Source organism: Variovorax sp. H27-G14, assembly GCF_046156345.1.
In the GTDB taxonomy this organism is placed as follows: Bacteria; Pseudomonadota; Gammaproteobacteria; order Burkholderiales; family Burkholderiaceae_C; genus Variovorax.
Map to the genome: position 1 here is coordinate 1 of NZ_JAYLVN010000033.1, position 17,662 is coordinate 17,662.

At 61.1% G+C, this 17,662-nt stretch carries 42 protein-coding genes and 3 tRNA genes; 18 read left to right on the forward strand and 27 right to left on the reverse strand.

Annotation, left to right across the window (positions count from 1 at the left end; genetic code table 11):
* Positions 1-233: 233 nt before the first annotated feature.
* From VLK31_RS34710 to VLK31_RS34840, 27 genes are all read right to left on the reverse strand, one after another.
* Positions 234-446: a hypothetical protein gene (locus VLK31_RS34710; protein WP_409173041.1), complete on the reverse strand. Its 213-nt coding sequence runs from the start codon at positions 444-446 to the stop codon at positions 234-236.
* Complete coding sequence (locus VLK31_RS34715) at positions 443-916, reverse strand: hypothetical protein (protein WP_409173042.1); 474 nt, start codon at positions 914-916, stop codon at positions 443-445. Before VLK31_RS34715 ends, VLK31_RS34710 begins: the two co-directional genes overlap by 4 nt.
* Positions 913-1,224 carry a hypothetical protein gene (locus VLK31_RS34720; RefSeq protein WP_409173043.1) on the reverse strand — a complete coding sequence of 104 codons (312 nt, stop codon included), beginning with the start codon at positions 1,222-1,224 and terminating at the stop codon, positions 913-915. Before VLK31_RS34720 ends, VLK31_RS34715 begins: the two co-directional genes overlap by 4 nt.
* A complete protein-coding gene (locus VLK31_RS34725; protein ID WP_409173044.1) occupies positions 1,221-1,424 on the reverse strand; it encodes a hypothetical protein in 204 nt (67 codons plus the stop codon). Before VLK31_RS34725 ends, VLK31_RS34720 begins: the two co-directional genes overlap by 4 nt.
* A complete protein-coding gene (locus VLK31_RS34730; RefSeq protein WP_409173045.1) occupies positions 1,421-1,699 on the reverse strand; it encodes a hypothetical protein in 279 nt (92 codons plus the stop codon). Before VLK31_RS34730 ends, VLK31_RS34725 begins: the two co-directional genes overlap by 4 nt.
* The gene (locus tag VLK31_RS34735) at positions 1,696-2,067 is read right to left on the reverse strand and encodes a hypothetical protein (RefSeq protein ID WP_409173046.1); all 372 of its coding nucleotides are present in this window, start codon (positions 2,065-2,067) and stop codon (positions 1,696-1,698) included. The genes VLK31_RS34730 and VLK31_RS34735 overlap by 4 nt, the downstream gene beginning before the upstream one ends.
* The gene (locus VLK31_RS34740; protein ID WP_409173047.1) at positions 2,064-2,312 is read right to left on the reverse strand and encodes a hypothetical protein; all 249 of its coding nucleotides are present in this window, start codon (positions 2,310-2,312) and stop codon (positions 2,064-2,066) included. The genes VLK31_RS34735 and VLK31_RS34740 overlap by 4 nt, the downstream gene beginning before the upstream one ends.
* Before the next feature lie 396 nt (positions 2,313-2,708).
* Positions 2,709-3,056, reverse strand: coding sequence for a Lar family restriction alleviation protein (locus tag VLK31_RS34745; protein ID WP_409173048.1), 348 nt, complete (start codon positions 3,054-3,056; stop codon positions 2,709-2,711).
* Positions 3,053-3,472, reverse strand: a complete 420-nt coding sequence (locus tag VLK31_RS34750; protein WP_409173049.1) for a hypothetical protein — start codon at positions 3,470-3,472, stop codon at positions 3,053-3,055. Before VLK31_RS34750 ends, VLK31_RS34745 begins: the two co-directional genes overlap by 4 nt.
* Positions 3,469-3,711 carry a hypothetical protein gene (locus tag VLK31_RS34755; protein ID WP_409173050.1) on the reverse strand — a complete coding sequence of 81 codons (243 nt, stop codon included), beginning with the start codon at positions 3,709-3,711 and terminating at the stop codon, positions 3,469-3,471. The genes VLK31_RS34750 and VLK31_RS34755 overlap by 4 nt, the downstream gene beginning before the upstream one ends.
* Positions 3,704-4,924 carry a hypothetical protein gene (locus VLK31_RS34760; RefSeq protein WP_409173051.1) on the reverse strand — a complete coding sequence of 407 codons (1,221 nt, stop codon included), beginning with the start codon at positions 4,922-4,924 and terminating at the stop codon, positions 3,704-3,706. Before VLK31_RS34760 ends, VLK31_RS34755 begins: the two co-directional genes overlap by 8 nt.
* Positions 4,921-5,397, reverse strand: coding sequence for a hypothetical protein (locus VLK31_RS34765; protein ID WP_409173052.1), 477 nt, complete (start codon positions 5,395-5,397; stop codon positions 4,921-4,923). The genes VLK31_RS34760 and VLK31_RS34765 overlap by 4 nt, the downstream gene beginning before the upstream one ends.
* On the reverse strand, positions 5,394-5,687 hold the full coding sequence (locus tag VLK31_RS34770; protein WP_409173053.1) for a hypothetical protein: 294 nt from the start codon (positions 5,685-5,687) through the stop codon (positions 5,394-5,396). The genes VLK31_RS34765 and VLK31_RS34770 overlap by 4 nt, the downstream gene beginning before the upstream one ends.
* Before the next feature lie 4 nt (positions 5,688-5,691).
* Positions 5,692-6,309, reverse strand: coding sequence for a YqaJ viral recombinase family protein (locus tag VLK31_RS34775; protein WP_409173054.1), 618 nt, complete (start codon positions 6,307-6,309; stop codon positions 5,692-5,694).
* Entirely contained in the window at positions 6,296-6,835 is a 540-nt protein-coding gene (locus tag VLK31_RS34780) for a hypothetical protein (protein WP_409173055.1), read from the reverse strand. Before VLK31_RS34780 ends, VLK31_RS34775 begins: the two co-directional genes overlap by 14 nt.
* Positions 6,832-7,101, reverse strand: coding sequence for a hypothetical protein (locus VLK31_RS34785; RefSeq protein ID WP_409173056.1), 270 nt, complete (start codon positions 7,099-7,101; stop codon positions 6,832-6,834). The genes VLK31_RS34780 and VLK31_RS34785 overlap by 4 nt, the downstream gene beginning before the upstream one ends.
* A complete protein-coding gene (locus VLK31_RS34790; protein ID WP_409173057.1) occupies positions 7,098-7,295 on the reverse strand; it encodes a hypothetical protein in 198 nt (65 codons plus the stop codon). The genes VLK31_RS34785 and VLK31_RS34790 overlap by 4 nt, the downstream gene beginning before the upstream one ends.
* A 2-nt stretch (positions 7,296-7,297) precedes the next feature.
* Positions 7,298-7,540: a hypothetical protein gene (locus tag VLK31_RS34795; protein WP_409173058.1), complete on the reverse strand. Its 243-nt coding sequence runs from the start codon at positions 7,538-7,540 to the stop codon at positions 7,298-7,300.
* The gene (locus tag VLK31_RS34800; protein ID WP_409173059.1) at positions 7,537-7,986 is read right to left on the reverse strand and encodes a hypothetical protein; all 450 of its coding nucleotides are present in this window, start codon (positions 7,984-7,986) and stop codon (positions 7,537-7,539) included. The genes VLK31_RS34795 and VLK31_RS34800 overlap by 4 nt, the downstream gene beginning before the upstream one ends.
* A 2-nt stretch (positions 7,987-7,988) precedes the next feature.
* On the reverse strand, positions 7,989-8,201 hold the full coding sequence (locus VLK31_RS34805) for a hypothetical protein (RefSeq protein WP_409173060.1): 213 nt from the start codon (positions 8,199-8,201) through the stop codon (positions 7,989-7,991).
* Entirely contained in the window at positions 8,198-8,608 is a 411-nt protein-coding gene (locus tag VLK31_RS34810) for a hypothetical protein (RefSeq protein WP_409173061.1), read from the reverse strand. Before VLK31_RS34810 ends, VLK31_RS34805 begins: the two co-directional genes overlap by 4 nt.
* Positions 8,605-8,805 (reverse strand): hypothetical protein, encoded by a 201-nt coding sequence (locus VLK31_RS34815; protein WP_409173062.1) that lies wholly within the window; start codon positions 8,803-8,805, stop codon positions 8,605-8,607. Before VLK31_RS34815 ends, VLK31_RS34810 begins: the two co-directional genes overlap by 4 nt.
* Before the next feature lies 1 nt (position 8,806).
* The gene (locus VLK31_RS34820) at positions 8,807-9,508 is read right to left on the reverse strand and encodes a pentapeptide repeat-containing protein (RefSeq protein WP_409173063.1); all 702 of its coding nucleotides are present in this window, start codon (positions 9,506-9,508) and stop codon (positions 8,807-8,809) included.
* Positions 9,505-9,645 (reverse strand): hypothetical protein, encoded by a 141-nt coding sequence (locus VLK31_RS34825; protein ID WP_409173064.1) that lies wholly within the window; start codon positions 9,643-9,645, stop codon positions 9,505-9,507. The genes VLK31_RS34820 and VLK31_RS34825 overlap by 4 nt, the downstream gene beginning before the upstream one ends.
* A gap of 146 nt (positions 9,646-9,791) precedes the next feature.
* Positions 9,792-10,145 carry a hypothetical protein gene (locus VLK31_RS34830; protein ID WP_409173065.1) on the reverse strand — a complete coding sequence of 118 codons (354 nt, stop codon included), beginning with the start codon at positions 10,143-10,145 and terminating at the stop codon, positions 9,792-9,794.
* 20 nt (positions 10,146-10,165) lie between these two features.
* Entirely contained in the window at positions 10,166-10,477 is a 312-nt protein-coding gene (locus tag VLK31_RS34835) for a hypothetical protein (RefSeq protein WP_409173066.1), read from the reverse strand.
* A gap of 223 nt (positions 10,478-10,700) precedes the next feature.
* On the reverse strand, positions 10,701-11,153 hold the full coding sequence (locus tag VLK31_RS34840; RefSeq protein WP_409173067.1) for a helix-turn-helix domain-containing protein: 453 nt from the start codon (positions 11,151-11,153) through the stop codon (positions 10,701-10,703).
* A gap of 276 nt (positions 11,154-11,429) precedes the next feature.
* Here VLK31_RS34840 and VLK31_RS34845 point away from each other — a divergent pair, with 276 nt between their 5' ends.
* The 18 genes from VLK31_RS34845 to VLK31_RS34930 all read left to right on the forward strand — a co-directional run bounded on the left by VLK31_RS34845 (position 11,430) and on the right by VLK31_RS34930 (position 17,477).
* The gene (locus VLK31_RS34845) at positions 11,430-11,705 is read left to right on the forward strand and encodes a hypothetical protein (protein WP_409173068.1); all 276 of its coding nucleotides are present in this window, start codon (positions 11,430-11,432) and stop codon (positions 11,703-11,705) included.
* Positions 11,698-11,898 carry a hypothetical protein gene (locus VLK31_RS34850; RefSeq protein WP_409173069.1) on the forward strand — a complete coding sequence of 67 codons (201 nt, stop codon included), beginning with the start codon at positions 11,698-11,700 and terminating at the stop codon, positions 11,896-11,898. The genes VLK31_RS34845 and VLK31_RS34850 overlap by 8 nt, the downstream gene beginning before the upstream one ends.
* Before the next feature lie 196 nt (positions 11,899-12,094).
* Positions 12,095-12,490, forward strand: a complete 396-nt coding sequence (locus VLK31_RS34855; protein WP_409173070.1) for a hypothetical protein — start codon at positions 12,095-12,097, stop codon at positions 12,488-12,490.
* Positions 12,487-12,798 (forward strand): hypothetical protein, encoded by a 312-nt coding sequence (locus VLK31_RS34860; protein ID WP_409173071.1) that lies wholly within the window; start codon positions 12,487-12,489, stop codon positions 12,796-12,798. Before VLK31_RS34855 ends, VLK31_RS34860 begins: the two co-directional genes overlap by 4 nt.
* Positions 12,798-13,601 carry a hypothetical protein gene (locus tag VLK31_RS34865; RefSeq protein ID WP_409173072.1) on the forward strand — a complete coding sequence of 268 codons (804 nt, stop codon included), beginning with the start codon at positions 12,798-12,800 and terminating at the stop codon, positions 13,599-13,601. The genes VLK31_RS34860 and VLK31_RS34865 overlap by 1 nt, the downstream gene beginning before the upstream one ends.
* Entirely contained in the window at positions 13,576-14,028 is a 453-nt protein-coding gene (locus VLK31_RS34870; RefSeq protein ID WP_409173073.1) for a hypothetical protein, read from the forward strand. Before VLK31_RS34865 ends, VLK31_RS34870 begins: the two co-directional genes overlap by 26 nt.
* Positions 14,025-14,471 (forward strand): hypothetical protein, encoded by a 447-nt coding sequence (locus VLK31_RS34875; protein ID WP_409173074.1) that lies wholly within the window; start codon positions 14,025-14,027, stop codon positions 14,469-14,471. The genes VLK31_RS34870 and VLK31_RS34875 overlap by 4 nt, the downstream gene beginning before the upstream one ends.
* Positions 14,468-14,872 (forward strand): hypothetical protein, encoded by a 405-nt coding sequence (locus tag VLK31_RS34880; RefSeq protein WP_409173075.1) that lies wholly within the window; start codon positions 14,468-14,470, stop codon positions 14,870-14,872. The genes VLK31_RS34875 and VLK31_RS34880 overlap by 4 nt, the downstream gene beginning before the upstream one ends.
* Positions 14,869-15,063 (forward strand): hypothetical protein, encoded by a 195-nt coding sequence (locus VLK31_RS34885; protein ID WP_409173076.1) that lies wholly within the window; start codon positions 14,869-14,871, stop codon positions 15,061-15,063. Before VLK31_RS34880 ends, VLK31_RS34885 begins: the two co-directional genes overlap by 4 nt.
* On the forward strand, positions 15,060-15,203 hold the full coding sequence (locus VLK31_RS34890; protein ID WP_409173077.1) for a hypothetical protein: 144 nt from the start codon (positions 15,060-15,062) through the stop codon (positions 15,201-15,203). Before VLK31_RS34885 ends, VLK31_RS34890 begins: the two co-directional genes overlap by 4 nt.
* Positions 15,204-15,267: 64 nt before the next feature.
* Positions 15,268-15,678, forward strand: coding sequence for a recombination protein NinB (locus tag VLK31_RS34895; protein WP_409173078.1), 411 nt, complete (start codon positions 15,268-15,270; stop codon positions 15,676-15,678).
* A complete protein-coding gene (locus tag VLK31_RS34900; protein WP_409173079.1) occupies positions 15,675-15,809 on the forward strand; it encodes a hypothetical protein in 135 nt (44 codons plus the stop codon). Before VLK31_RS34895 ends, VLK31_RS34900 begins: the two co-directional genes overlap by 4 nt.
* Positions 15,803-15,940, forward strand: coding sequence for a hypothetical protein (locus VLK31_RS34905; RefSeq protein ID WP_409173080.1), 138 nt, complete (start codon positions 15,803-15,805; stop codon positions 15,938-15,940). Before VLK31_RS34900 ends, VLK31_RS34905 begins: the two co-directional genes overlap by 7 nt.
* Positions 15,940-16,503 (forward strand): recombination protein NinG, encoded by a 564-nt coding sequence (locus tag VLK31_RS34910; RefSeq protein WP_409173081.1) that lies wholly within the window; start codon positions 15,940-15,942, stop codon positions 16,501-16,503. Before VLK31_RS34905 ends, VLK31_RS34910 begins: the two co-directional genes overlap by 1 nt.
* A complete protein-coding gene (locus VLK31_RS34915; protein WP_409173082.1) occupies positions 16,500-16,877 on the forward strand; it encodes a hypothetical protein in 378 nt (125 codons plus the stop codon). Before VLK31_RS34910 ends, VLK31_RS34915 begins: the two co-directional genes overlap by 4 nt.
* Positions 16,878-16,960: 83 nt before the next feature.
* Positions 16,961-17,036 (forward strand) — tRNA-Met (locus VLK31_RS34920).
* A 260-nt stretch (positions 17,037-17,296) separates the two neighbouring features.
* Positions 17,297-17,386, forward strand: a tRNA-Ser gene (locus VLK31_RS34925).
* Positions 17,387-17,391: 5 nt separating this feature from the next.
* Positions 17,392-17,477, forward strand: a tRNA-Ser gene (locus tag VLK31_RS34930).
* The last annotated feature ends 185 nt before the right edge of the window (positions 17,478-17,662 follow it).

Genomic DNA, 17,662 nt, shown 5'->3' on the forward strand with positions numbered 1-17,662 from the left:
CCGCACCACGGCAGCAAGGTTGAGTATTCATGCGGCCTGCAGCCTGACGTGCGGGATTCGTGCGGGTTTTCTGTGAACGAAGGCCCGAATTTCAGATCGCAACCACAGCCTATTTCGGGGCGTTGAGGTTGGCGCCTCGTCTGGGAAGCCTGCCAGTTTGACCAGTACGTCCCTCGCATGGCGTAGCGAACAGTGGTTCATCGTCGCGATATCGTCCAATGTCATCAAGTCGTTCATTCTTCCTTCCTCCCCCCGCCACTCAGGTGGGTAGCGGATTCCTTGGTGTTGCGGATGGCGGCCTGCTGCCATGTCCACCAATGGCGCTGCGTGCTCTCATCGGTGTAGTCGCCGTTTGCATGCTTCGTCAGTTGGCTTTGAGCTTTTCCGGCTCCTTTCCCGGCTCTTGAGTAGAGCCAGAACTTCTCAAATCGCTCCTGCTCGCTCATTTCGTTCCACCGCTTGCCGAGGCGCGGCGCTCTCGGATGTGATGGCAATCGGCGATGTCGCAGTCAGGGCAGACCTCGACGATCCGGCCGGGCGCAACAAGCACAGAAGATGCTCGCACGGCACGGCGCAGAACCTGATGTTCGTCGGCATTGAGTTGGCGCATGACGGGCTGCTCGATCGCCTCCCTGATGGCGGCGGCACAAGCTGCACGGGTCGCGGAAGCATCGCCGAGTTGGCAGTACATGCTGTTCTGGCCATGGACCTCTACCGTGTCGGTATCCTCCACGGCTTTCGCAGCCCGCTCCGTCGCAGCCTTGTCGGCGGCTTGGTAGCCCATCCATAGGCTGTGTTCGTGGACAGAGTTCGTGAACCACAGGCCATATCGGTTGCGCTCTGCGTAGCCTTCCTCAATGGCCCACGCTTCAAACTCCTTGCGAGTCAGCGCTTCGAGGTCAGGGCGGGCGGTCATGACCCGACAACCTCGTTGGTCCCATCCCAGTGAAACTCGGTCAGCGGGAAGTGCGTGCCGCACCCCACGCAGAAGGTGCCGCTGTAGAAGTCGGGCTGCCGCGCGTAGGTCTCGGCGAGCGGCAGCGACATCTTTGTGAGTGCACCGCATTTCAAGTGCACGTAGCTTCGACGCACAGGGCGTACAAAACCCTTGGCGCGTTCCTCTGCGCTTAGCACCACATACCCCCTTTGCTGGTCTGTGGTCGGGTCGATCTCACGATGGTCTGGAGTGACGGGGGAGCCGTCTGCAAGGGTTGTCTTATTCATTTGCGGGCCTTGGTTTGTGCGGCTTCTTTGTTTGCCGCGAGAACGACTTGAGCCAACGCTTGTGCGTTTTCGGTCAGCACGATCAAGGTGAGCGTGTCGGCGGTAAGTGGGCCGACTTCTTCGTATGAGAAGCTAGTGGCCTTGAGGCGGCGGGTGAAGATGGGCAACTTCCACCTGTCGATGACGATGCTGGCCTTCACTGCTCGCCCCCCTTCGCCAGAGCTGCGGCATCGATGGCGGCTCGTTCTTCAAGCTTTGCGCATGCCCAACATAAAGCATGCCCCCACGCAGGCGTCACTTTGATTTGATGGCGAATTTCCCGGCTCGCATTTCGTAGTGCAACGGACACGGCTCGCCCAACGTCTTCTTGGGTGATGCGAGTAGGTCGTGGCTTCGCCTTTCCCTGGCGCTTAAAAAAGGCTCGTTCCTCTCGTTTTCGCGTCTCTTGACGTCGAATAGATTGCTCGATGGTCATCGTTCGATCCTCATGGCCATATCGATGGCCGCGCGCAAGCTATCCGGGTGCCGCTCGACGCAAGCCCGAGGCAACTGCACGTTTCCGATGGCTTGTGACTTGTCAGCCAACCAATCCAGTCGGCGCGCATCCGCCTCCATCCTTGCGCTCACTGCGCGTTGCTCTTCGAGCTGGGCGAGGAGGGCGTCATAGTCAGACTTGCGCACGAGTGCTTCAAAGACCGGCGTGTGATCCTCGTCGCCATAGTCGCCACGCTCGTCTTCGAAGCAGAGGCTGGGCTCTCCGCGTGCCAAGCCGGTGACGAGATACGCTACGGTTTCCAGCTCGGCGTCCGCTGCCTGGTTGGGGGTGGGGGTGGGGGTGGTCATGGTGTTGTTTCCATCTCAATGGTGGTCTGCGCCGGCGCCGCAGATCGCGCGATAGCCAACAGCACGTCGCGGAACTCGGCGGGGGTTGCGTTGCGAATGCGGGTCTTGTCCTTGCCGCCGACCATGGCCATCATTCCGATGCGGCGGGCCTTCTCGTAGCCATGCAACTCCAGAGCGCGCGGGTGAATGCGCTGCTCGGATGGCCCCCACTTCAGCTCGGGCCTGTCGGTGGCGCAGGCGTACAACCAGGTTGCCTTGCGCGAAATGTGGCCGTAGTGCCCCTGCTCGACGTGGCACGTATACCCCCCCCCGGTTGTCTGCTTTGACCCAGCCGCCGGCCGCAGGAGGCGTCTTCAGCCCGAAGAAATCCCAGGCGCCGGAGTGGGCCGGGTGCTCCAGCACGCCGCCATAGTTGCGGATCGAGGTGAGCGCCGCCGCAAAGCAGCCTTGATCCTCGCCCAGCCGGAACTGGTGCGGCTTGTTTGGAGCGCCGTGGAAATAGCGGCCCCAACGTTGGCAGGGCGGGTGAGCTACAACCGGCAGCGGGCCGGTGTATTTGCGCGCATCGCGGGTCTCGTCCCAAGGGTCGACATCCGCCTGGTCGAAATACGTTCCGCCAGTCTCGACGTAGAGGGCCGCGATCATGCTGCGTCCTCCCCGCTCAACCCAGCACGCCCCTGGTCAGCAGTGGGAGCGGCACGAGTGTTCCATTGCGTGATTGCCAGCTCCATCGCTTCTGCGAAGATGCGAAGCGCGCGCGAAGCGGTGAGAATCTTCCCGCCGCGCTTGAGCTTCGGCGTGCAGCCTGTCACCTCGACACCGCAATTGCGGCAGGCCACAAAGAACGATGGGGTATGGATGTTGCCGATTTCGAGGTCAATCTTTGCCCCGCAAAAGGGGCAGGGCTTGAGGCGGTCATGGTGCTCGCCGTCATCGGCGTAGGAGCAAAAGAACCCGCTGTACTGGTTGCCTTGGGCTTCGAGCGTCATGCTGAGTCCCCTTCCTGCTTTACGCCCTGGGTAAGAGCGGCGCGAGCTTTGCGGCGCCATGTCTTCCTCTCAGTTTCGGTCAACTGTGCCCACGACGGAAAGCGATTGCTGTGCATCGTGGGATGGTTGTTGATGAACGCTTTGTAGAGCTTCTGTCCCGCCGGCAAGTCCACCACCGCAACTGCTGGGGCGCTCTGTTCGCCTTCCACTGCCTGTGCGCGCAGAGCGGCGGCCTCGTAGTCTTCGAGCAGCGTGTTAATTGCGTTCGGGTGGCCGAGTTTGTGTAGGCTACGGGTGAACTGCAACTCACGAATGTAGTGGCCTGGACCAACAAGCGCTTGCAGCACTTGACGAAGCGCATCGGCATTCACTGATACGCGCTCCCCCGCGCCTGGTGTTGGGGTCGTCTGGGTCATGGTTGGTCCTTGGGTTCGAACTGAAAGCCTTCTTCGATGGAGCAAGCGAATTCCTCAAGGGCGCTCATGCGTCCGTACTCCACGGCCTTCCGCACGTCTTCATCAAACATGCGATCTTTCGGATTGAGCTGCGAAGCGCCTTTACCTCGGTCAAAGCCCTCCCGCTTCGCGATGCGCATCGCTTTGGCATCCAACGCTTGGAGCGCCGCCGCCTTGGAAAACCTGATGCGCTCAGCCACGGTCCTTCTCCTCGGTAGGTTGAATTGCGGCGCCCTCGCGCAAGCCCTTCTCGTACCAGTGCATGTGCAAACCGGTGTATGGCGTTTGATTGGTCGAGGCGAACGCGCAGCGGGTTCGGCGTGCCACCTCTTCGTCGGTCAGCCCAAGGGGTTCGCAGGAGGGCGAAGCTGCGAGGGCGGCCAGATCATGGTCTCGGTCTTTGCGGTAGGTCGCAGTGTTGACATCCGAGAACAGGGAGTCCTTCTGCATCCAGCCGGCAGCACGCAGAAAGCCGAGGCGGTGGGCCGCTTGCAGCGCCACCGGCTGCGCTACCGCAGCAACTGCTGGGGCTTCGGGCGCGGCGAGGTAGACGATGCGGCGGTAAAGCGTCCCGACTCGGTTGTATTCGCGCTCGTCAATGTCGCGCCAGCGTTTCCCGGTGGTGTCGGCTTGACGCTGAAACACCGCCTGCTTTGCAGGTGCTGCGGCGGGCGGGGCGGCGAACAGCTCCCGCAGCGCGTTGCCGACGAATGAGGCATTGGAGCCGGCGCCGCGCCAATTCGCCCATGCCAATTCAGCGCGGTTGATCGTCTTCAGAATCTCTTTATCGGTCGGCCCGCCTGCCGCTGCCGAGGGTGCTGCGACTGGATGCGCGGAGAGGGCGGATAGGACGCGACGCACGTCAGATTCTCGGTACAGTCGTTCTGCATCTTTCGGGCCTGTGCTCCAGTGAGATGCGTAGTTGCGCGCCGTTCCAACAAGCGGGCTTGGCAGGGGCTTCTCCCATACCCAGCCAGCCGCGCGCATGCCCTTCCACGTTGTGCCAGATGCATCATTGAATGCTTCGTCCCCTTCCAAGTGCCTGCGCTCAATCGCATCCTCGATCAAAGACAGGGAATAGTCGCGCAGCCATCCTTTTTCTTCAGCCAGGGCGGTGACGAGTAGAGCTTTGGCGGCAGGGACGCTGAGAGTGCTTGTGGTGGCGACAACGGGTGTGTCGAGGACAACTTCAGCTCCCCAAGCGTCCGCGTGGTTGTCGTAAACATGCACTTCCGCTCCGCAGCACGAACTCACGATCTGCGGTTGATACTTGCTGTCGAGGTGTTCGCCTTCGAGCGTTTCGGTGCGCTCATACTCAAAAGGCGCGACCTTGACGGCGCACACGCCACAGCCTGCATTGCAGACGAACGAGTACTGCTCTTTGCCGGCCTGTGATGATTCGGCGGTGGTCATGACTGGGTTTCCTTTGGGGTATTGCACTTGCCTTCAGCGATTGCTTTCGCACGGTCTTGGCCGTGGCGTTCTTTCGCCCACTTGACCAGCAGCGCCCACGCTTCCGTGAACGTCGGTGCCGCCACCCAGCACGTATAACGATGACCCCAGCCGCTGCTCCAGCCGTTCGGGCTGTGGTAGCTGCGCACGGGTGTCGCGGCCTGCATGAAGATCACGTCGCTGTAGCGCTGCGGGAAGTCCTGCAGCATTTCAAGTAGGGCGGGCGAAGCGTCTGCGCCGTCGTGAGTCAAGTAGTCCATGAACGGCTTCATGCTTGGGTGCAGATGCTTGTTGTCGAAGCTGTCCTCGAAGACTTCTTCGATCTGCTCAGGCACGCGGGTGCAGTCCTGTAGGCGATTCCACATGGACGCGAAGTCCACGACCTTCTCAATGCACACTTCATGATCGAAGGCTTGTTCTGCACGCTTGCTCATTGCTGCGTCGCCTTGGAAGTCGAGGGGAGGGAGGCGGCAGCTCGAAGGGCTTCCAGCTTCTGGGGATAGCCAGCGTCGAAGCCGTTGGAGAACGCGACCGCTCTTGCGGCCTGCATCAGGTTGTCAACTGCATCAGCCCTCACGTACTTGATGCCGCAGCCAGTGGCGTTGTCCGGGCTCCAGCCGACTTCGCGGAGGCTGCTGAACTTGGCGCCCTCCGGCACTTCGCCAAGGTTCAGCCAGATGTGAGCCGGCGCCGTTGCTGCAATGCGGGGTTCGGGGGTGTTCATGCGGTCATCCTTGAATGTTTTTGAGGGTCTTGCGCACCAGTTCCAGGAACTCGGCACGTCGCTCTTGAAGGCGCTTAAGCTCGGCTTCGCAGGCCTCGCGATGCAGGCGGTGAACTATCAGTTGCTGGTCATCCCGGAAGTCAGCGCAGTAGCTGATGAAGTCGACCCAAGTCCGCTCCGTGCAGTCCAGATGCCCGACAAGCTGCCAGCGATAGGCCGGGTCGAAGCTCTTGCGAAGCAGCGTTGCGTAATGCGTCGGCGCCACCACGCTCTTGATCTCAATCACGCCGTCTTCGCCCACCAAGCCATCGGGCGAATCGCCGTAGTCGCCGCAGTCGAAGAAGCCGCCATTGCTGACAGAAACGAAGTTCTCGCTTGCGTACAGCATTCGTGCGACTGGCTCTTGCTCATGGCCGCGCTCGGTATGCTCATTGCTGAAGCTGTATTCGGCCTTGCGGCCCGTGTCGAGCTCAAGCGCGATCTGCAACGCGTATTTCTTGGCAGGCTCACCGAACGCACCACCATCGTTTGCCATGAAGCAGGCGAAATTGGAGCAAGTGGCTTTGCCAAGCCGAAGCGCGGCCCACTCATCGGTGTTTTGCGGGACGTCATGAAAGTACATTGGCGCCCTCGTTGGCGGGCTTGGCCTCTTGGCATTCAGCCATCAACTGTTCTTGGTGCTCGCGGCTGATGTCCACGTGCGCCAGCACTTGTCGAAGGTCGCCATCGCGCTTGAAGGCCGCTTTCGCATTGCCCCATGCCTTGACACTGGCGGGCGTCAAAACGCGCTTCTCGGGGGCATGTGGGCTGATGCGCAGTCCTTCTACCGACTCCTTCCCGAAACGGACATTCGGGTCTACATAGACCGTGATCCGCACGTCCTTCCAATCATCGATAAAGGCCGAGCCAGTCAGGCCTTTCATAGTCTTGCTGTTCGTGGCGTTCAAGATCATCGGCTTCAGTTTTTCGCCCTGCCGGATTTCCTTTTCGCTGAAGTGCGCGGTGTTGAATACGTCCTTGGTCTTCTTGGTCTTGTCGGTCTCAAGCGTGACGTGATGGACGGTCAGCACCGTGGGCTCCACGATGTCAGCACTGCTCAAGTAAGGCGAGTCGAACGCCTTGCGGTAGTGGGTTTTGGTTTCATTCATGGCGCTTCCATTCGTGAATCGAAAGTGACTGGCCCGAGGTAACGGAACGCATCCGCATCGGGCGCATCTAGGTCGAGGTCGGCGGCGATGGTGAGAAGCTGTTCTTTAGCCTCTTGCTGCTCAGGGCCGCACTGGGCGATAAGCAGGCTGACCAGGTCGAGCAGTTCGGCGTCGGACATTCCACCAGCGCGGAAGATCGAGCGCAGTTCTTCGCGGGCCAGGATGAGGCGACGGCGGCGCTGCTGGAGGTAGGTAAGGGCGCTCACGCCGTCATCCCCGACAGTTCGTTGTCCAGCAGCTGCGCGAGACGCTGCGCACGCTTCTCCAGCCCACCAGCGCCCAGCAGCTCTTCGATGGCGCAGAAGACTTGCGCGTCGGTCATGTCCAGCCCGACCGAGCAGCGATTGCGCTCGTGCGGATCGACGTTCAGCACCTTCGCCACGGTGATTTCGATTTGCATGGTTAGCCCCGGAAGTACAGATGAAGGCCCAGCGCCACGAGGAGCGGGGCAAGGGTGAGCAGCACGAGGACGCCAGCCCAGCTGTTGGCGCGCGCGATGTCGTGGCGCTCGTCGGCTTCGGCGATCTCGGTGGGTGTGGGGATGGCGCGCTGGTCGGCCCAGTGGCCGGGCCGCTGCTTGCGGGCGCGCTTCTCGCGGGCGTCGGCCAGGATGACGGGCGGGTGGAAGCTGCTGTTGGTGGTCATGCTGCTGCCCGTGCGTCTTCGAACTTCACCAGCAGATGGCGGCTTGCATCGGTGCATCCCGTTTCCTTGATGCAGTAGTAAGCGGGCTGGTACTCGTAGATGCCGGCGATCAATCCGCGTGTGGTCATCGCGCCAACGGGCAGAGGTGGGGCCATCGGGTGATCGATGCCCCATTGCTTCTCGGCGGCTCGGTGCGCGCGATCCACCTCCATGTCGATGGCGTCGAGTGCCTCCATCTCGTCGCGGGTGGTGTCCCAGCTTTCGTAGCAGTCGAGTGCTTTGGCGATGTCGAAGCCGTCCATGTACCGGTGATAGACGCGCTGGATGCTGTCAGCAACCGATTCGATGTCGCTTGTCGTCGGCATGTCGCCTGCCAACTGAGGAGCCACTTTCATGATGGCCGCACGGATCATTTCTTCCGTCACGGTCGGGCGCGGATTGGACATGCTCACTCCTTCGATGCCACGCGGGCACGTTGTTGGTTGTTTGCAGCCGCATGCATAGCGGCCAGAGATTCAGAGATATCGGCCGAGGCTTGGAGGGCGTCTGTCTCGCTCGGGCCGTCGAGCCATGCACCGAGCAGCAGCCACACAGCCAGCACCGCCATGCACAGCGCCCACTTCACTGCTGCTTCGTCCAGGGCTTTGAGGAAGGCGGTCATGCAGCGCTCCCGGTGGCCTTGGCGAGGGCGGCGCGCAGCTGTTCCCAGTCCCTGGGGCGTCCGACAGAGCAGGTCTGGTCGAAAGCCACCTTGCACGCGGCGAGCAGATCGGGAGCCGCGGCAATGAGGAGCATGTCCGGATGGACAACGTTGGCGCACCAGTGGGCGTGATGAGAACGCCCGGGGAATGGCGCTACCCAGTCCTTGCGCTCGTTCAGCTTGTGCATGATGTTCATGCCGTCGTGCGCGGTGTCGCGGATCATCAGTCCAGCGCCATGCATGCCCCAGCGGGTCGGCTCAAGGATCGTGAGGTCGTAGTGCGGGCGATCTCCGCCAACAAGATGAACCGAACGGTGCTTCTCGTTGAACTCCCAACGCCACGGCCCCGGCGTGTGCTGCGCGCTCACAGCACACCCCCGCGCCGCTGCTGCTCACTCACCGCAAAGTTCGCGGGCAAGTCCACCGCAGCCAGCTCTTGCTGCGTGACCGGAGACAGGCGGAGAACCCAGCCACGGTAGTTCTGAGGCATCGGCTGCAACTCAAGCTGCACCTCTTGTGCGGGCATCGGCTTGTGAACGATGTGGGGGAAGTTCGGGCCGTGCATGTCAGGCCTTCGCAAGCATCAGTAGGCCAACCAGCTCGTCCAACCACTCGACGGCCAACTTGCTTGCCTGATTGGTCTCGGGGGTGTCGCCCTTGCGGATGCCCATAAACCATTGCTCGGCCGGCCGACTGCTGGAGGGCTTCAGGCCGTTGCCCAGCTCGCTGTAGTCGGCTTGGCGAACGTTGGCGATGGTGCCCACCAGGCAGGCGCATTCGCCGCTGTACGTCGAGCCATCAACGCGGCCTTCGACCAGCGCAGCGCGCACGCCAGCGATCTCGTGAGGAGCTCGCAGCAGCACGTCCCAGAAGTCCGTGCGGAAGCCGCTGAGGTTGGCGTCGCTGAGGTAGGCGCCGCTGAGGTTGGCGTCGCTGAGGTAGGCGCCGCTGAGGTTGGCGTCGCTGAGGTAGGCGCCGCTGAGGTTGGCGTCGCTGAGGTAGGCGCCGCTGAGGTTGGCGTCGCTGAGGTTGGCGTCGCTGAGGTTGGCGTCGCTGAGGTAGGCGCCGCTGAGGTTGGCGTCGCTGAGGTAGGCGCCGCTGAGGTCACGGCGAGCCTGGGTGGCCTTCTCTAGCGCATGGCGCATGTGCAGGCCGGATTCGAGGCCTTCGGGCGCCTCGCACTCGAAGAGGATGTTGTCGCTGTTGTAGCGGCTGACGATCCGAATCTTTGTTGCAGCAGGCGCTGCGGTGGTGGTTGTGGTGCTCATGCTTGCACCGCCTTGAGCACGTAGCGCACGCCACCGAACGCCAGGTCAAGGCGATCACGCTTGTTGCGGGCTGCCTGTTTGCTCAGAGGCTTGCCGACCGCCAGGCCGGTGCGAATGTCGATTACTTGGTAGGCCATCTGCTTCTCCTGTTTGGCCCGAGGGGTTCGGCGCCTTGAGGTGAAGTATCGGGAATCCGTTTATTTATGTCAACGGCGTTCCGTTATTTCTCGATAAATTTTTTCATCGGAAACCCTAGCCTGTCGCTCGGACGGGCAGGGGAGGGCTAGAACTTGGGCGCTGGCGCCTTGTCGCAGGAGATCGTCGGCCCCGCATCGACGTAGTAAACCCCACGCTCCCAGGCTGTGTAGATGCCTGTATGGCGATCAATCCGATGATCGACGTACACGGCCCGGCCGCGTCTCGTGGATGAGTCGACGGACACCCATTCAATCTTCGCGTCCGTAAAGGTGGCCCGCTTGTCGTTCACTGTTTTGCTGTCACCATCAACAACGAACACGTGAGAAACAATGCGATCTGGCGGGTAGGACCGGCATAGTAATTTGAAGGATTCGGCAACCGCCAAGCCCGGAAAGGCAAGGCAAGCAGCGATCAGCGTCAGTCGCGTTGTTTCACCCATGGCGCTATGCCTTCGGGGGCTCATTCTTCGAATACGTAAATCGCGGTCCCAGAAACCTGCTTGCCTGTTCTAACGTTGGAGCTGCCGGTGCCAATCATCGTGCGCGACCGTCTCCCGGCTGGCTGCGCGACAAAGACGCCGGAACTGCCCGTAACGAAGTCACCCGCTTCATCTAGCAGAATTCCATTGGCCCCGAGTTGTGCCGCCTTCTTCTTGGCGTTCAAAACTGCGGCGTCCAAAAGGTCCTGCTTTTGCATGAAGTCGTGGGCGGCGTTTGCGCTGATCACCGCGATTTCCTCGAACTTCTTCGGAGGGGCGGTGTACAACCGCACTTGGTCGGGGTAGGTGGCTGGTCGGACTCGCCCTGTGATCAGGGCGGTTTCATTCGTCACTGCACATCCGCTCAAGAGCAATGTCAAAACAAGAGCTACTCGCATAACGCCTCCAGTTCCCATATCTATGGGATGTTTATAAATCTGTACTACTTAGAAACACTAGGAAACACTTTAGACTTAATAAGATAAAGTTGGAATTGGGGTTTTGTGGCTGCTCGGTTTATCGGCCGTTGCCAGCCCTCTTGCGCACGGACTCCCCCGATAAACGCTCAAGAATCAAAGGCAGTTGCCCCGCATTGGTGCTGGGGTTGCTGACAAAAAGCTCCAGCATCTTCAGCACATCGCCACGCGTCTCGCCGTCGGCGGCTCTGATTGCATCCCCAATTGTTGAAAGTGCCCCGCCCAGGTCACTGGAATTCTGGGCAGTAGCCCTGGTCACAGGCGCGGCGGCGTGGCCGGAAGGCAGCATCTGACCCTCGCCTGTGGCAAGCCAGTGAGCATCGACGCCGCACGCAACCGCATATTTGGAGGTGTCGGCCGAACCCCCGCCCAATCTCTCCGCAGTGGAGACGGTGCTCTGGCCTCCAACGCCCGCGCGCTTGCCGAGCTCAGCTTGCGTGAGCCCTGCGAACTTTCGTGCTGCGCGAAGCCGCAAGCCGTATTCAGTAACCATCGAGATACATAGTAGGGCTTGCCGAAAACAGAAAACCGTTGCTCACAGAACGGTAATCCGTTATTCTGAGCGGATGCAATGGAAAACCATCATCGAGAGCATCCAGGCGAAGCGCGGGCTTACCCAGCCACAGATTGCTTCCGCCGTTGGGTGTGCACAAGCAACCATCAGCGACCTCGCCACCGGTCGAACGCAGGAGCCAAGACACAAGCTTGGTGAAGCGTTGCTGTCCTTGGTGAGTGACAAGCCCAAGCGCCCCAAGCAGAAGGAGTGCGCATGAATCTCGAAGACCTCCTCTCCTCAAGACCCGGGAAAGTTCGGGTTGAGCAGAACAATCGCCGCGAAGAGGCGCATCGCCTTCTAGCTCTCGAAATCCACAAGGAGCTTGACGGCGATCTGGCCCACCCATGGGCTGACCTCGAATGGCAGAAGCGCACCGGGGACGGCGATCTTCTGCTGCTCCAACAGATTCGCCTGCAGCGTCAGATCGTGGCGCTACTTGAACAACTGCGCGATAGACGCGACGGCAGCGAGGCCCGCAGCAATGGCTGACCACATCGCCACGCGTTCCATTGCTTTGTTCCGGCGCATTGCAAGTATGTGCTCGGCTGCATGCGCTCTTTCGGAATTCCGTTCTGGCAGAAATTCCACCAGTTCGCGTGCCGGCGCCGATTCCAAGTACGACCAAAGTTTTTCGTCCATCGGGCAATTGTCGCGCCGCTCCAAGCAGAAGGCGGAGCACTGAGCCATGACCTTCGACGCCTTCGCCTTCACCTTCTGCGGCTTCTTCTTGGTCGTGTTTCTCGTTCTCAGTTTCTTCCCCGCCTCGACCGTCCAAGAGATCGGCAAGGCCGAGTAGAGCGAGGGCATGTACGTGTTGCATGCCCAAATTTTTGACGTTTTGAGCCTCTCAACACCACTCAACTGAATAGAGAACCCTTGTGAGCCAACTCAGTTTCCCCTCTGCCGTGACTGCCCAAGAAGTACTTCGTGAGAAGACCCTAGGCGGTGCGATTGCCCTTTGTGCCAAGGCTGCGGGCTATGAGCCCAAAGAGATGACCGACGCTTTGAAAATGGACAAGGCCCAGTGGTCGCGGTGGGAGTCGGGCGGCGAGGGCATTGTTTGGCCGAAGTTCGTTTCCGTCATGGACTACTGCGGCAACGACGCGCCCCTTCTTTGGATGAACGCGCATCGCGGCTACGACCTGAGCAGCTTGCGCAAGAACGAATCTGAACTGGAAAAGAAGTTGCGTATTGCCGAGGCACGCATTGCTTCTATGGAGCATGAGCGCGACGTGGAGCGCCGCTTGTTCCGTGACCTGAGGATTGCCGCATGAGCCCCGCACTCACCAATGAGATGGTGCGCGGAATGGATGACATGGCAGACATGCCCCGCGCGCGCTCGACTGACCCGATCACTTCGCACCAGGCTGCGGCCATGTCTGCCAAGTTCTCGACCGGCCACGCGATCAAAATCCTGGCCGCCATCAAGCACACCCCTAGGCAGACTGCTGCGTACTACGCACAGATGACCGGCCTCACGGTCGTGCAAATCGACCGCTGGCTGCCCGAGCTTGAGCGCAAGGGCCTCGCGCGGCCCACTGGAGCCGTCTACAACGGGTTCCGGGCTTGGGAGGCTGTGTAGTGGCTCGTATCCGCACGATCAAGCCAGAGTTCTTCACCAGTGAAGACATCGTGAGTTTGAGCCCGCTTGCGCGCTTGCTTTACATCGCGGTGTGGTGCGAGGCCGATAAGGAGGGGCGTCTTGCATGGAAGCCCATGACGTTCAAACTGCGCTATTTCCCAGGCGACACCTGCGATATCCAAGCCCTCTGTAAGGAGTTGGTCGACTCTGGGTTGGTGAGGTTGTACGGAAATGGCTTGGCATGCGTTCCGCAGTTCTCCAAGCACCAGCACGTGAATCCGCGTGAGAGCGCGTCAAGCCTCCCAGCACCCGATGCAACTCCGAATTCCACGCGTCACGAAGCGTCGGCACGCGTCAATTCTGAAATTGACCCACAGGTAGGAAGGGAAGGGAAGGGAAGGGAAGGGAATTCAGAACCTATCGGTTCTGGCGGCGCGCCGCCCATCGAATTGCCCAAGGACGAACTTTGGAAAGCAGGGAAGTCGCTGCTGAACCAGGCTGGGATGCCCGCAGCGCAGTGCGGCTCGTTCGTCGGCAAGCTCGTGAAGGACTACGGCGACGTTGTCGTGGTCGACGCGGTCCGTGCCGCAGTGGTCGCTCGGCCTGCCGACCCCGCGGAATACCTCAAGGCTGCATGCATGCGGGGCGCCGGCCAGCGTGGTGCGGCCGAGCCAGCGTGGCGTGCCGAGCAGCGCGTACGAACCCATCAAGCCGCTCCTGGCGTTGCCGCCGGCGCCGCGCCCGCAGACCAATTTTTCATTGACATGGAGGTTCGCAATGTCGCTCCCCGCGCCTTGGGTTGACCGTATTTTCGACAAGCTGACCCTGACGTATGGGCAATCGTTCCTCCGTCGCTGGCAGGACATCGACATGAACGCCGTGAAGTCAGATTGGTCGCACGAGCTCTCGGGCTTTGATCGTTTTCCGAAGTCCATCGCTTGGGCTCTGCAAAACCTGCCGCCTGAGAAGCCGCCGACCGTGTTGGAGTTTCGAAACATCGCCCGTCGAGCGCCCGAAGAAGAAATCCCTCGCATCGAGTCCTCGATTGCCGGCAAAGAGCGTATCGCTGCCGAGCTTGCGAAGCTTGCTCCGATCATCGCCAAGACGGCCCCAAGCGGGGACTCCCTCGACTGGGCGCGCCGACTGATTCAGCGCCACGAGAGCGGCGCGTACCCATCGACCCGAACGGCACTGGCCATGGCGCGGGATGCGCTCGGAGTTGCAGCATGACCCGCGCAGAAAAGCGGCGCCTACGCCGCCTCATGAACCCCGATGTGCCATCGAACATTGGCGCGCTGCGTGCCATGACAGACGGCAGTCTGATGACCGTTCCGCGCGCAGTGGAGTTTCTTGGAGTGGGGCTCCAGACCGCCCGCAATTGCCTCTGCAAGCTGGTGCACACCAAGCACGCAGTGATCGTGACAGCCAAGGCGCCAGGGCGCCCAGCCACCTACCGCATCACCGAAACAGGCCGTCACTTCATCGCTGATTTCGAGCGCGCCGCACAGCCCAAGACCGAAGCCGAAACAGAACAAGCGGTCGAAGAGGCCGAGCGCGCCCTGGCCCGCGAGCGCGCCGTGGCCAACGTGATCCGGGCGCGGACGATGGTCCCAAACAGCGTCTTTGCGCTCGGACGCCTTGTTTGCGTTCATGGCGAAGGAGTGGCCGCATGAAAAGCGTACTCCGCATGCGCCACTACTGCGACTTTTGCAAGAAGTCCACGGGCACCAAGCCGTCGATGGAAAAGCACGAGACGGGCTGCACGAACAACCCCGCCCGCAAGTGCCGGATGTGCTCTTTCGGTGGGCTTGCGCAGCATCCCATGGATGTGCTCATCCGTGAGTACATCGAGAAGGGGTGGAAGGCGCTTTCTGCTCTCGCGGAAGGTTGCCCGGCATGCATCTTTGCAGCCGTGCGGCAGACCCCTCACGGTGGCGAGAGCGAGCCTCAGTCGTGGGAAGAAATCGATGCGCGGCTGAAGCTTGAAGACAGCGGTGGCTGGGAGTTCAAAGCCGCGTGCAAGCAATTCCTCGCCGACCACCGGCCCGAAGAATGGATGGGACGCGATGAATGACCGACCTGCAGATCGAGCTCCAGCACCTGGTGAAGTGCTCCAAGCCACACCCGAACTGCTCCCTGTACTGCCAGCAGAAAGCGGAGTGGCTGGCACAGAAGTATCCGGACAGGTTCAGGGAGCTGCCGATGCTGTTAAGCCGCGAACTGTCCGGCAAGGGCACCTCTACAACTGGAACGGAAACGACGTGATCGCGATGAATTCTGGAGAAGTCGCGAGCGTCTCGTACATCTGCCCGGAGTGGGAGTGGTGCTCACCGCCGTTCGTGGTTGATGCGGCTGAACTGGTGCCGCTGCCTATGCGCTATTTCCACAACGAAGTGCCGAAATGATCAAAAGCCGGTCGCCAATCGACACATCCCCCGGGACGTGTACAGAAATCGGGAGAAAGTAGACATGAGCGAAACCCTGACCATCGAGCTCCACAACCGTCAACAGGCCTGGGCCGCCATCAAGGCGCAGGTCTTCCCTTTTCTCGCCCAGGTCCTGCAGGGCGGCCACCGCTGGATTCTGACCATCGGCCCCCGCAAGCGCACGAAGCCGCAGAACCGCCGCTACTGGGGGAATGGGGTGCTGGCCCAGGTGGCAGCGCAAGCAGCCGTCAGCGGGCGCCTGTACAGCGCTGAGTCGTGGCACGAGCAGTTCAAGCGCATGTTCATTGGCGTGGAGCAGCTTCCGGACGGTTCTGTCATCGGCAATAGCAGCACCAGCTTATCGACGGTCGAGTTCTCGGAGTTCTGCACACAGGTCGAGGCCTATGCCTGTGCGGAACTGGGTGTGACTTTCTATGAATTGGAGCCTGCATGAAGCGCATGTTGTTGGTGATGCTGTTGGCGGCCACGGTCACGGTGCCGTTGATCCTGTGGCTGGTGCCACCCTGGTATGCGGCCTTGGCAATTGGCATCGCCGCTGGTGCATTGATGGAGGCGGCATGTTGAGGCCTTGGGTGCGTTGGTTACCTCTGGCGTTGGTCATCAAGATCGCCCGCAAGAAATCCGAGCGCATCGGCGTGCATGGTGGCTCATGGTGGGTGCTGCCGTTCTCTGACGTGATGATCAAGGACGACTGATGCTGTCCAGCACCCTCAAATCGAAGCGCTGCAGCTTCTGCCACAGCGTCTTCATGCCTGCGCGGCCGATGCAGGCTGTTTGCAGCCCGATCTGCGCGCGCCGCCAGGTCGCCGAGAAGCGAGTCGAGGAGCGAGCCCAGATCGTGACCCGCAAGGAGGCGATCAAGACGCTGCCGGTGCTTAAGGCCGAGGCGCAGAAGGCATTCAACGCCTGGGTGCGCGCACGGGACGCCGCGCTGCCCTGCATCTCGTGCGGCGCGCCGCCGCCAGACCTGACCAAGCTACACGCCGGCCGCGATGCAGGGCACTACCGCAGCGTTGGCAGCGCTGCCCATCTGCGCTACCACGAGGACAACGTGCACGGCCAGTGCGTGCACTGCAACCAGTTCCGCAGCGGCAACGCTGTGGACTACCGCATCGGTCTGATCGCGCGCATCGGCGCCGCGCGCGTCGAAGTGCTGGAGTCCGACAACCAAGTACGCAAGTTCACTGCCGACGAGCTCCGCGCCATCCGCGCCGCCTACAGGGCGAAGCTGAAGCAAATTCAAAAGGACTCACCATGATGAACGACAGCGCCGCCATCCTCGACGATCTACTCTCGCGCTGGCACTCCCACTGCCGCGCCTACCAAGCCAACCAGCAGGCCCCGCGCGATCCCGTATTCCGCGATGCCAAGAGCGGCAGGGGCTGGGATAGCACTGACGAAATCATCGAGGATGAGATTCACGGGTCCATGATGGCTGACATCGACTTCCAAGTGTCGGAGATGCGCGACCCACACCGAGCAGCCATCTACGCGCTGGCTCGAAACTTGAGCACCGGCAACAGCGTATGGATGTCGCCCCGGCTGCCACGTGACGCAGTGGAGCGGGCTCGCGTAGTGGCAGAGGCTCGGGGCCAGATCACGGACAGGCTGATGCGCTGTGGAGTGATGTAAAGAATATTTACAACTCTCCTATTGCAACTGTGTTGCTGCGAAGGCAAGATATTCGGCGGTGGGGTAAGTGCCACCAAAATTCCTGCGGGGTAGCTCAGACAGTAGAGCATCGGGCTCATAACCCGACCGTCGAGGATGCGAGCGCCTCCTCCGCAACCAATCAAGCCGCTCAGGTTCACGCCTGAAGCGGCTTTTTTGTATGAACCGAATCGCTACAAAAATCATGTACAGGTCGAGCCGCCTTGTGGCTGGGCCGCACTTGTGCAGATCGGGTAGATGGTTGGTTTGGAATCGGCATCTTGCTCAGGAGCGCTTTCCGACCTGGCGAGAGCCGCCGAGGATGCGAGGACGAATCCGTTTCGCTGGGCCGGACCACCACCAACAGCTACATGCTTAGGTCCGCGCCCAGCACCTATTGAGGATGGTTGCCGGAGTGGCAACGGGTCGGCTTGCTAAGCCGCAGCCGGTGAGTAATCGCCGCGAAGGTTCGAACCCTTCACCATCCGCCAGTTTTGGAAGTTGCCGTGCAGGGCACGAAGCGCACTTGAAATGCGTGGGCCTCTTAGTCGGGGCATGGTTCGATTCCTTCAACTTCCGCCACTTCGAAACCCGCATCTACCGACAACTTGAGTCGGCCCGCGACGGGTAAATCGCGGGGACCTTCAGCCACTTTCGACGGTGGTTATCAAGGGAGCCGAGAACAGCACCACCCCTCCCATTCGGGGAGTCTGAAGGGGTATGGACAAGCCGAGAGGCACCCAACAAGGAAGCGACATGGAACACGA

Coding starts and splice junctions, on each gene's coding strand:
- VLK31_RS34710 (WP_409173041.1), bottom strand. CDS start 446: ATGAGCGAGCAGGAGCGATTTGAGAAGTTCTGGCTCTACTCAAGAGCC.
- VLK31_RS34715 (WP_409173042.1), bottom strand. CDS start 916: ATGACCGCCCGCCCTGACCTCGAAGCGCTGACTCGCAAGGAGTTTGAA.
- VLK31_RS34720 (WP_409173043.1), bottom strand. CDS start 1,224: ATGAATAAGACAACCCTTGCAGACGGCTCCCCCGTCACTCCAGACCAT.
- VLK31_RS34730 (WP_409173045.1), bottom strand. CDS start 1,699: ATGACCATCGAGCAATCTATTCGACGTCAAGAGACGCGAAAACGAGAG.
- VLK31_RS34735 (WP_409173046.1), bottom strand. CDS start 2,067: ATGACCACCCCCACCCCCACCCCCAACCAGGCAGCGGACGCCGAGCTG.
- VLK31_RS34745 (WP_409173048.1), bottom strand. CDS start 3,056: ATGACGCTCGAAGCCCAAGGCAACCAGTACAGCGGGTTCTTTTGCTCC.
- VLK31_RS34750 (WP_409173049.1), bottom strand. CDS start 3,472: ATGACCCAGACGACCCCAACACCAGGCGCGGGGGAGCGCGTATCAGTG.
- VLK31_RS34760 (WP_409173051.1), bottom strand. CDS start 4,924: ATGACCACCGCCGAATCATCACAGGCCGGCAAAGAGCAGTACTCGTTC.
- VLK31_RS34765 (WP_409173052.1), bottom strand. CDS start 5,397: ATGAGCAAGCGTGCAGAACAAGCCTTCGATCATGAAGTGTGCATTGAG.
- VLK31_RS34770 (WP_409173053.1), bottom strand. CDS start 5,687: ATGAACACCCCCGAACCCCGCATTGCAGCAACGGCGCCGGCTCACATC.
- VLK31_RS34775 (WP_409173054.1), bottom strand. CDS start 6,309: ATGTACTTTCATGACGTCCCGCAAAACACCGATGAGTGGGCCGCGCTT.
- VLK31_RS34780 (WP_409173055.1), bottom strand. CDS start 6,835: ATGAATGAAACCAAAACCCACTACCGCAAGGCGTTCGACTCGCCTTAC.
- VLK31_RS34790 (WP_409173057.1), bottom strand. CDS start 7,295: ATGCAAATCGAAATCACCGTGGCGAAGGTGCTGAACGTCGATCCGCAC.
- VLK31_RS34795 (WP_409173058.1), bottom strand. CDS start 7,540: ATGACCACCAACAGCAGCTTCCACCCGCCCGTCATCCTGGCCGACGCC.
- VLK31_RS34800 (WP_409173059.1), bottom strand. CDS start 7,986: ATGTCCAATCCGCGCCCGACCGTGACGGAAGAAATGATCCGTGCGGCC.
- VLK31_RS34805 (WP_409173060.1), bottom strand. CDS start 8,201: ATGACCGCCTTCCTCAAAGCCCTGGACGAAGCAGCAGTGAAGTGGGCG.
- VLK31_RS34815 (WP_409173062.1), bottom strand. CDS start 8,805: ATGCACGGCCCGAACTTCCCCCACATCGTTCACAAGCCGATGCCCGCA.
- VLK31_RS34820 (WP_409173063.1), bottom strand. CDS start 9,508: ATGAGCACCACAACCACCACCGCAGCGCCTGCTGCAACAAAGATTCGG.
- VLK31_RS34825 (WP_409173064.1), bottom strand. CDS start 9,645: ATGGCCTACCAAGTAATCGACATTCGCACCGGCCTGGCGGTCGGCAAG.
- VLK31_RS34830 (WP_409173065.1), bottom strand. CDS start 10,145: ATGGGTGAAACAACGCGACTGACGCTGATCGCTGCTTGCCTTGCCTTT.
- VLK31_RS34840 (WP_409173067.1), bottom strand. CDS start 11,153: ATGGTTACTGAATACGGCTTGCGGCTTCGCGCAGCACGAAAGTTCGCA.
- VLK31_RS34845 (WP_409173068.1), top strand. CDS start 11,430: ATGAATCTCGAAGACCTCCTCTCCTCAAGACCCGGGAAAGTTCGGGTT.
- VLK31_RS34850 (WP_409173069.1), top strand. CDS start 11,698: ATGGCTGACCACATCGCCACGCGTTCCATTGCTTTGTTCCGGCGCATT.
- VLK31_RS34860 (WP_409173071.1), top strand. CDS start 12,487: ATGAGCCCCGCACTCACCAATGAGATGGTGCGCGGAATGGATGACATG.
- VLK31_RS34870 (WP_409173073.1), top strand. CDS start 13,576: ATGTCGCTCCCCGCGCCTTGGGTTGACCGTATTTTCGACAAGCTGACC.
- VLK31_RS34875 (WP_409173074.1), top strand. CDS start 14,025: ATGACCCGCGCAGAAAAGCGGCGCCTACGCCGCCTCATGAACCCCGAT.
- VLK31_RS34880 (WP_409173075.1), top strand. CDS start 14,468: ATGAAAAGCGTACTCCGCATGCGCCACTACTGCGACTTTTGCAAGAAG.
- VLK31_RS34885 (WP_409173076.1), top strand. CDS start 14,869: ATGACCGACCTGCAGATCGAGCTCCAGCACCTGGTGAAGTGCTCCAAG.
- VLK31_RS34895 (WP_409173078.1), top strand. CDS start 15,268: ATGAGCGAAACCCTGACCATCGAGCTCCACAACCGTCAACAGGCCTGG.
- VLK31_RS34900 (WP_409173079.1), top strand. CDS start 15,675: ATGAAGCGCATGTTGTTGGTGATGCTGTTGGCGGCCACGGTCACGGTG.
- VLK31_RS34905 (WP_409173080.1), top strand. CDS start 15,803: ATGTTGAGGCCTTGGGTGCGTTGGTTACCTCTGGCGTTGGTCATCAAG.
- VLK31_RS34910 (WP_409173081.1), top strand. CDS start 15,940: ATGCTGTCCAGCACCCTCAAATCGAAGCGCTGCAGCTTCTGCCACAGC.
- VLK31_RS34915 (WP_409173082.1), top strand. CDS start 16,500: ATGATGAACGACAGCGCCGCCATCCTCGACGATCTACTCTCGCGCTGG.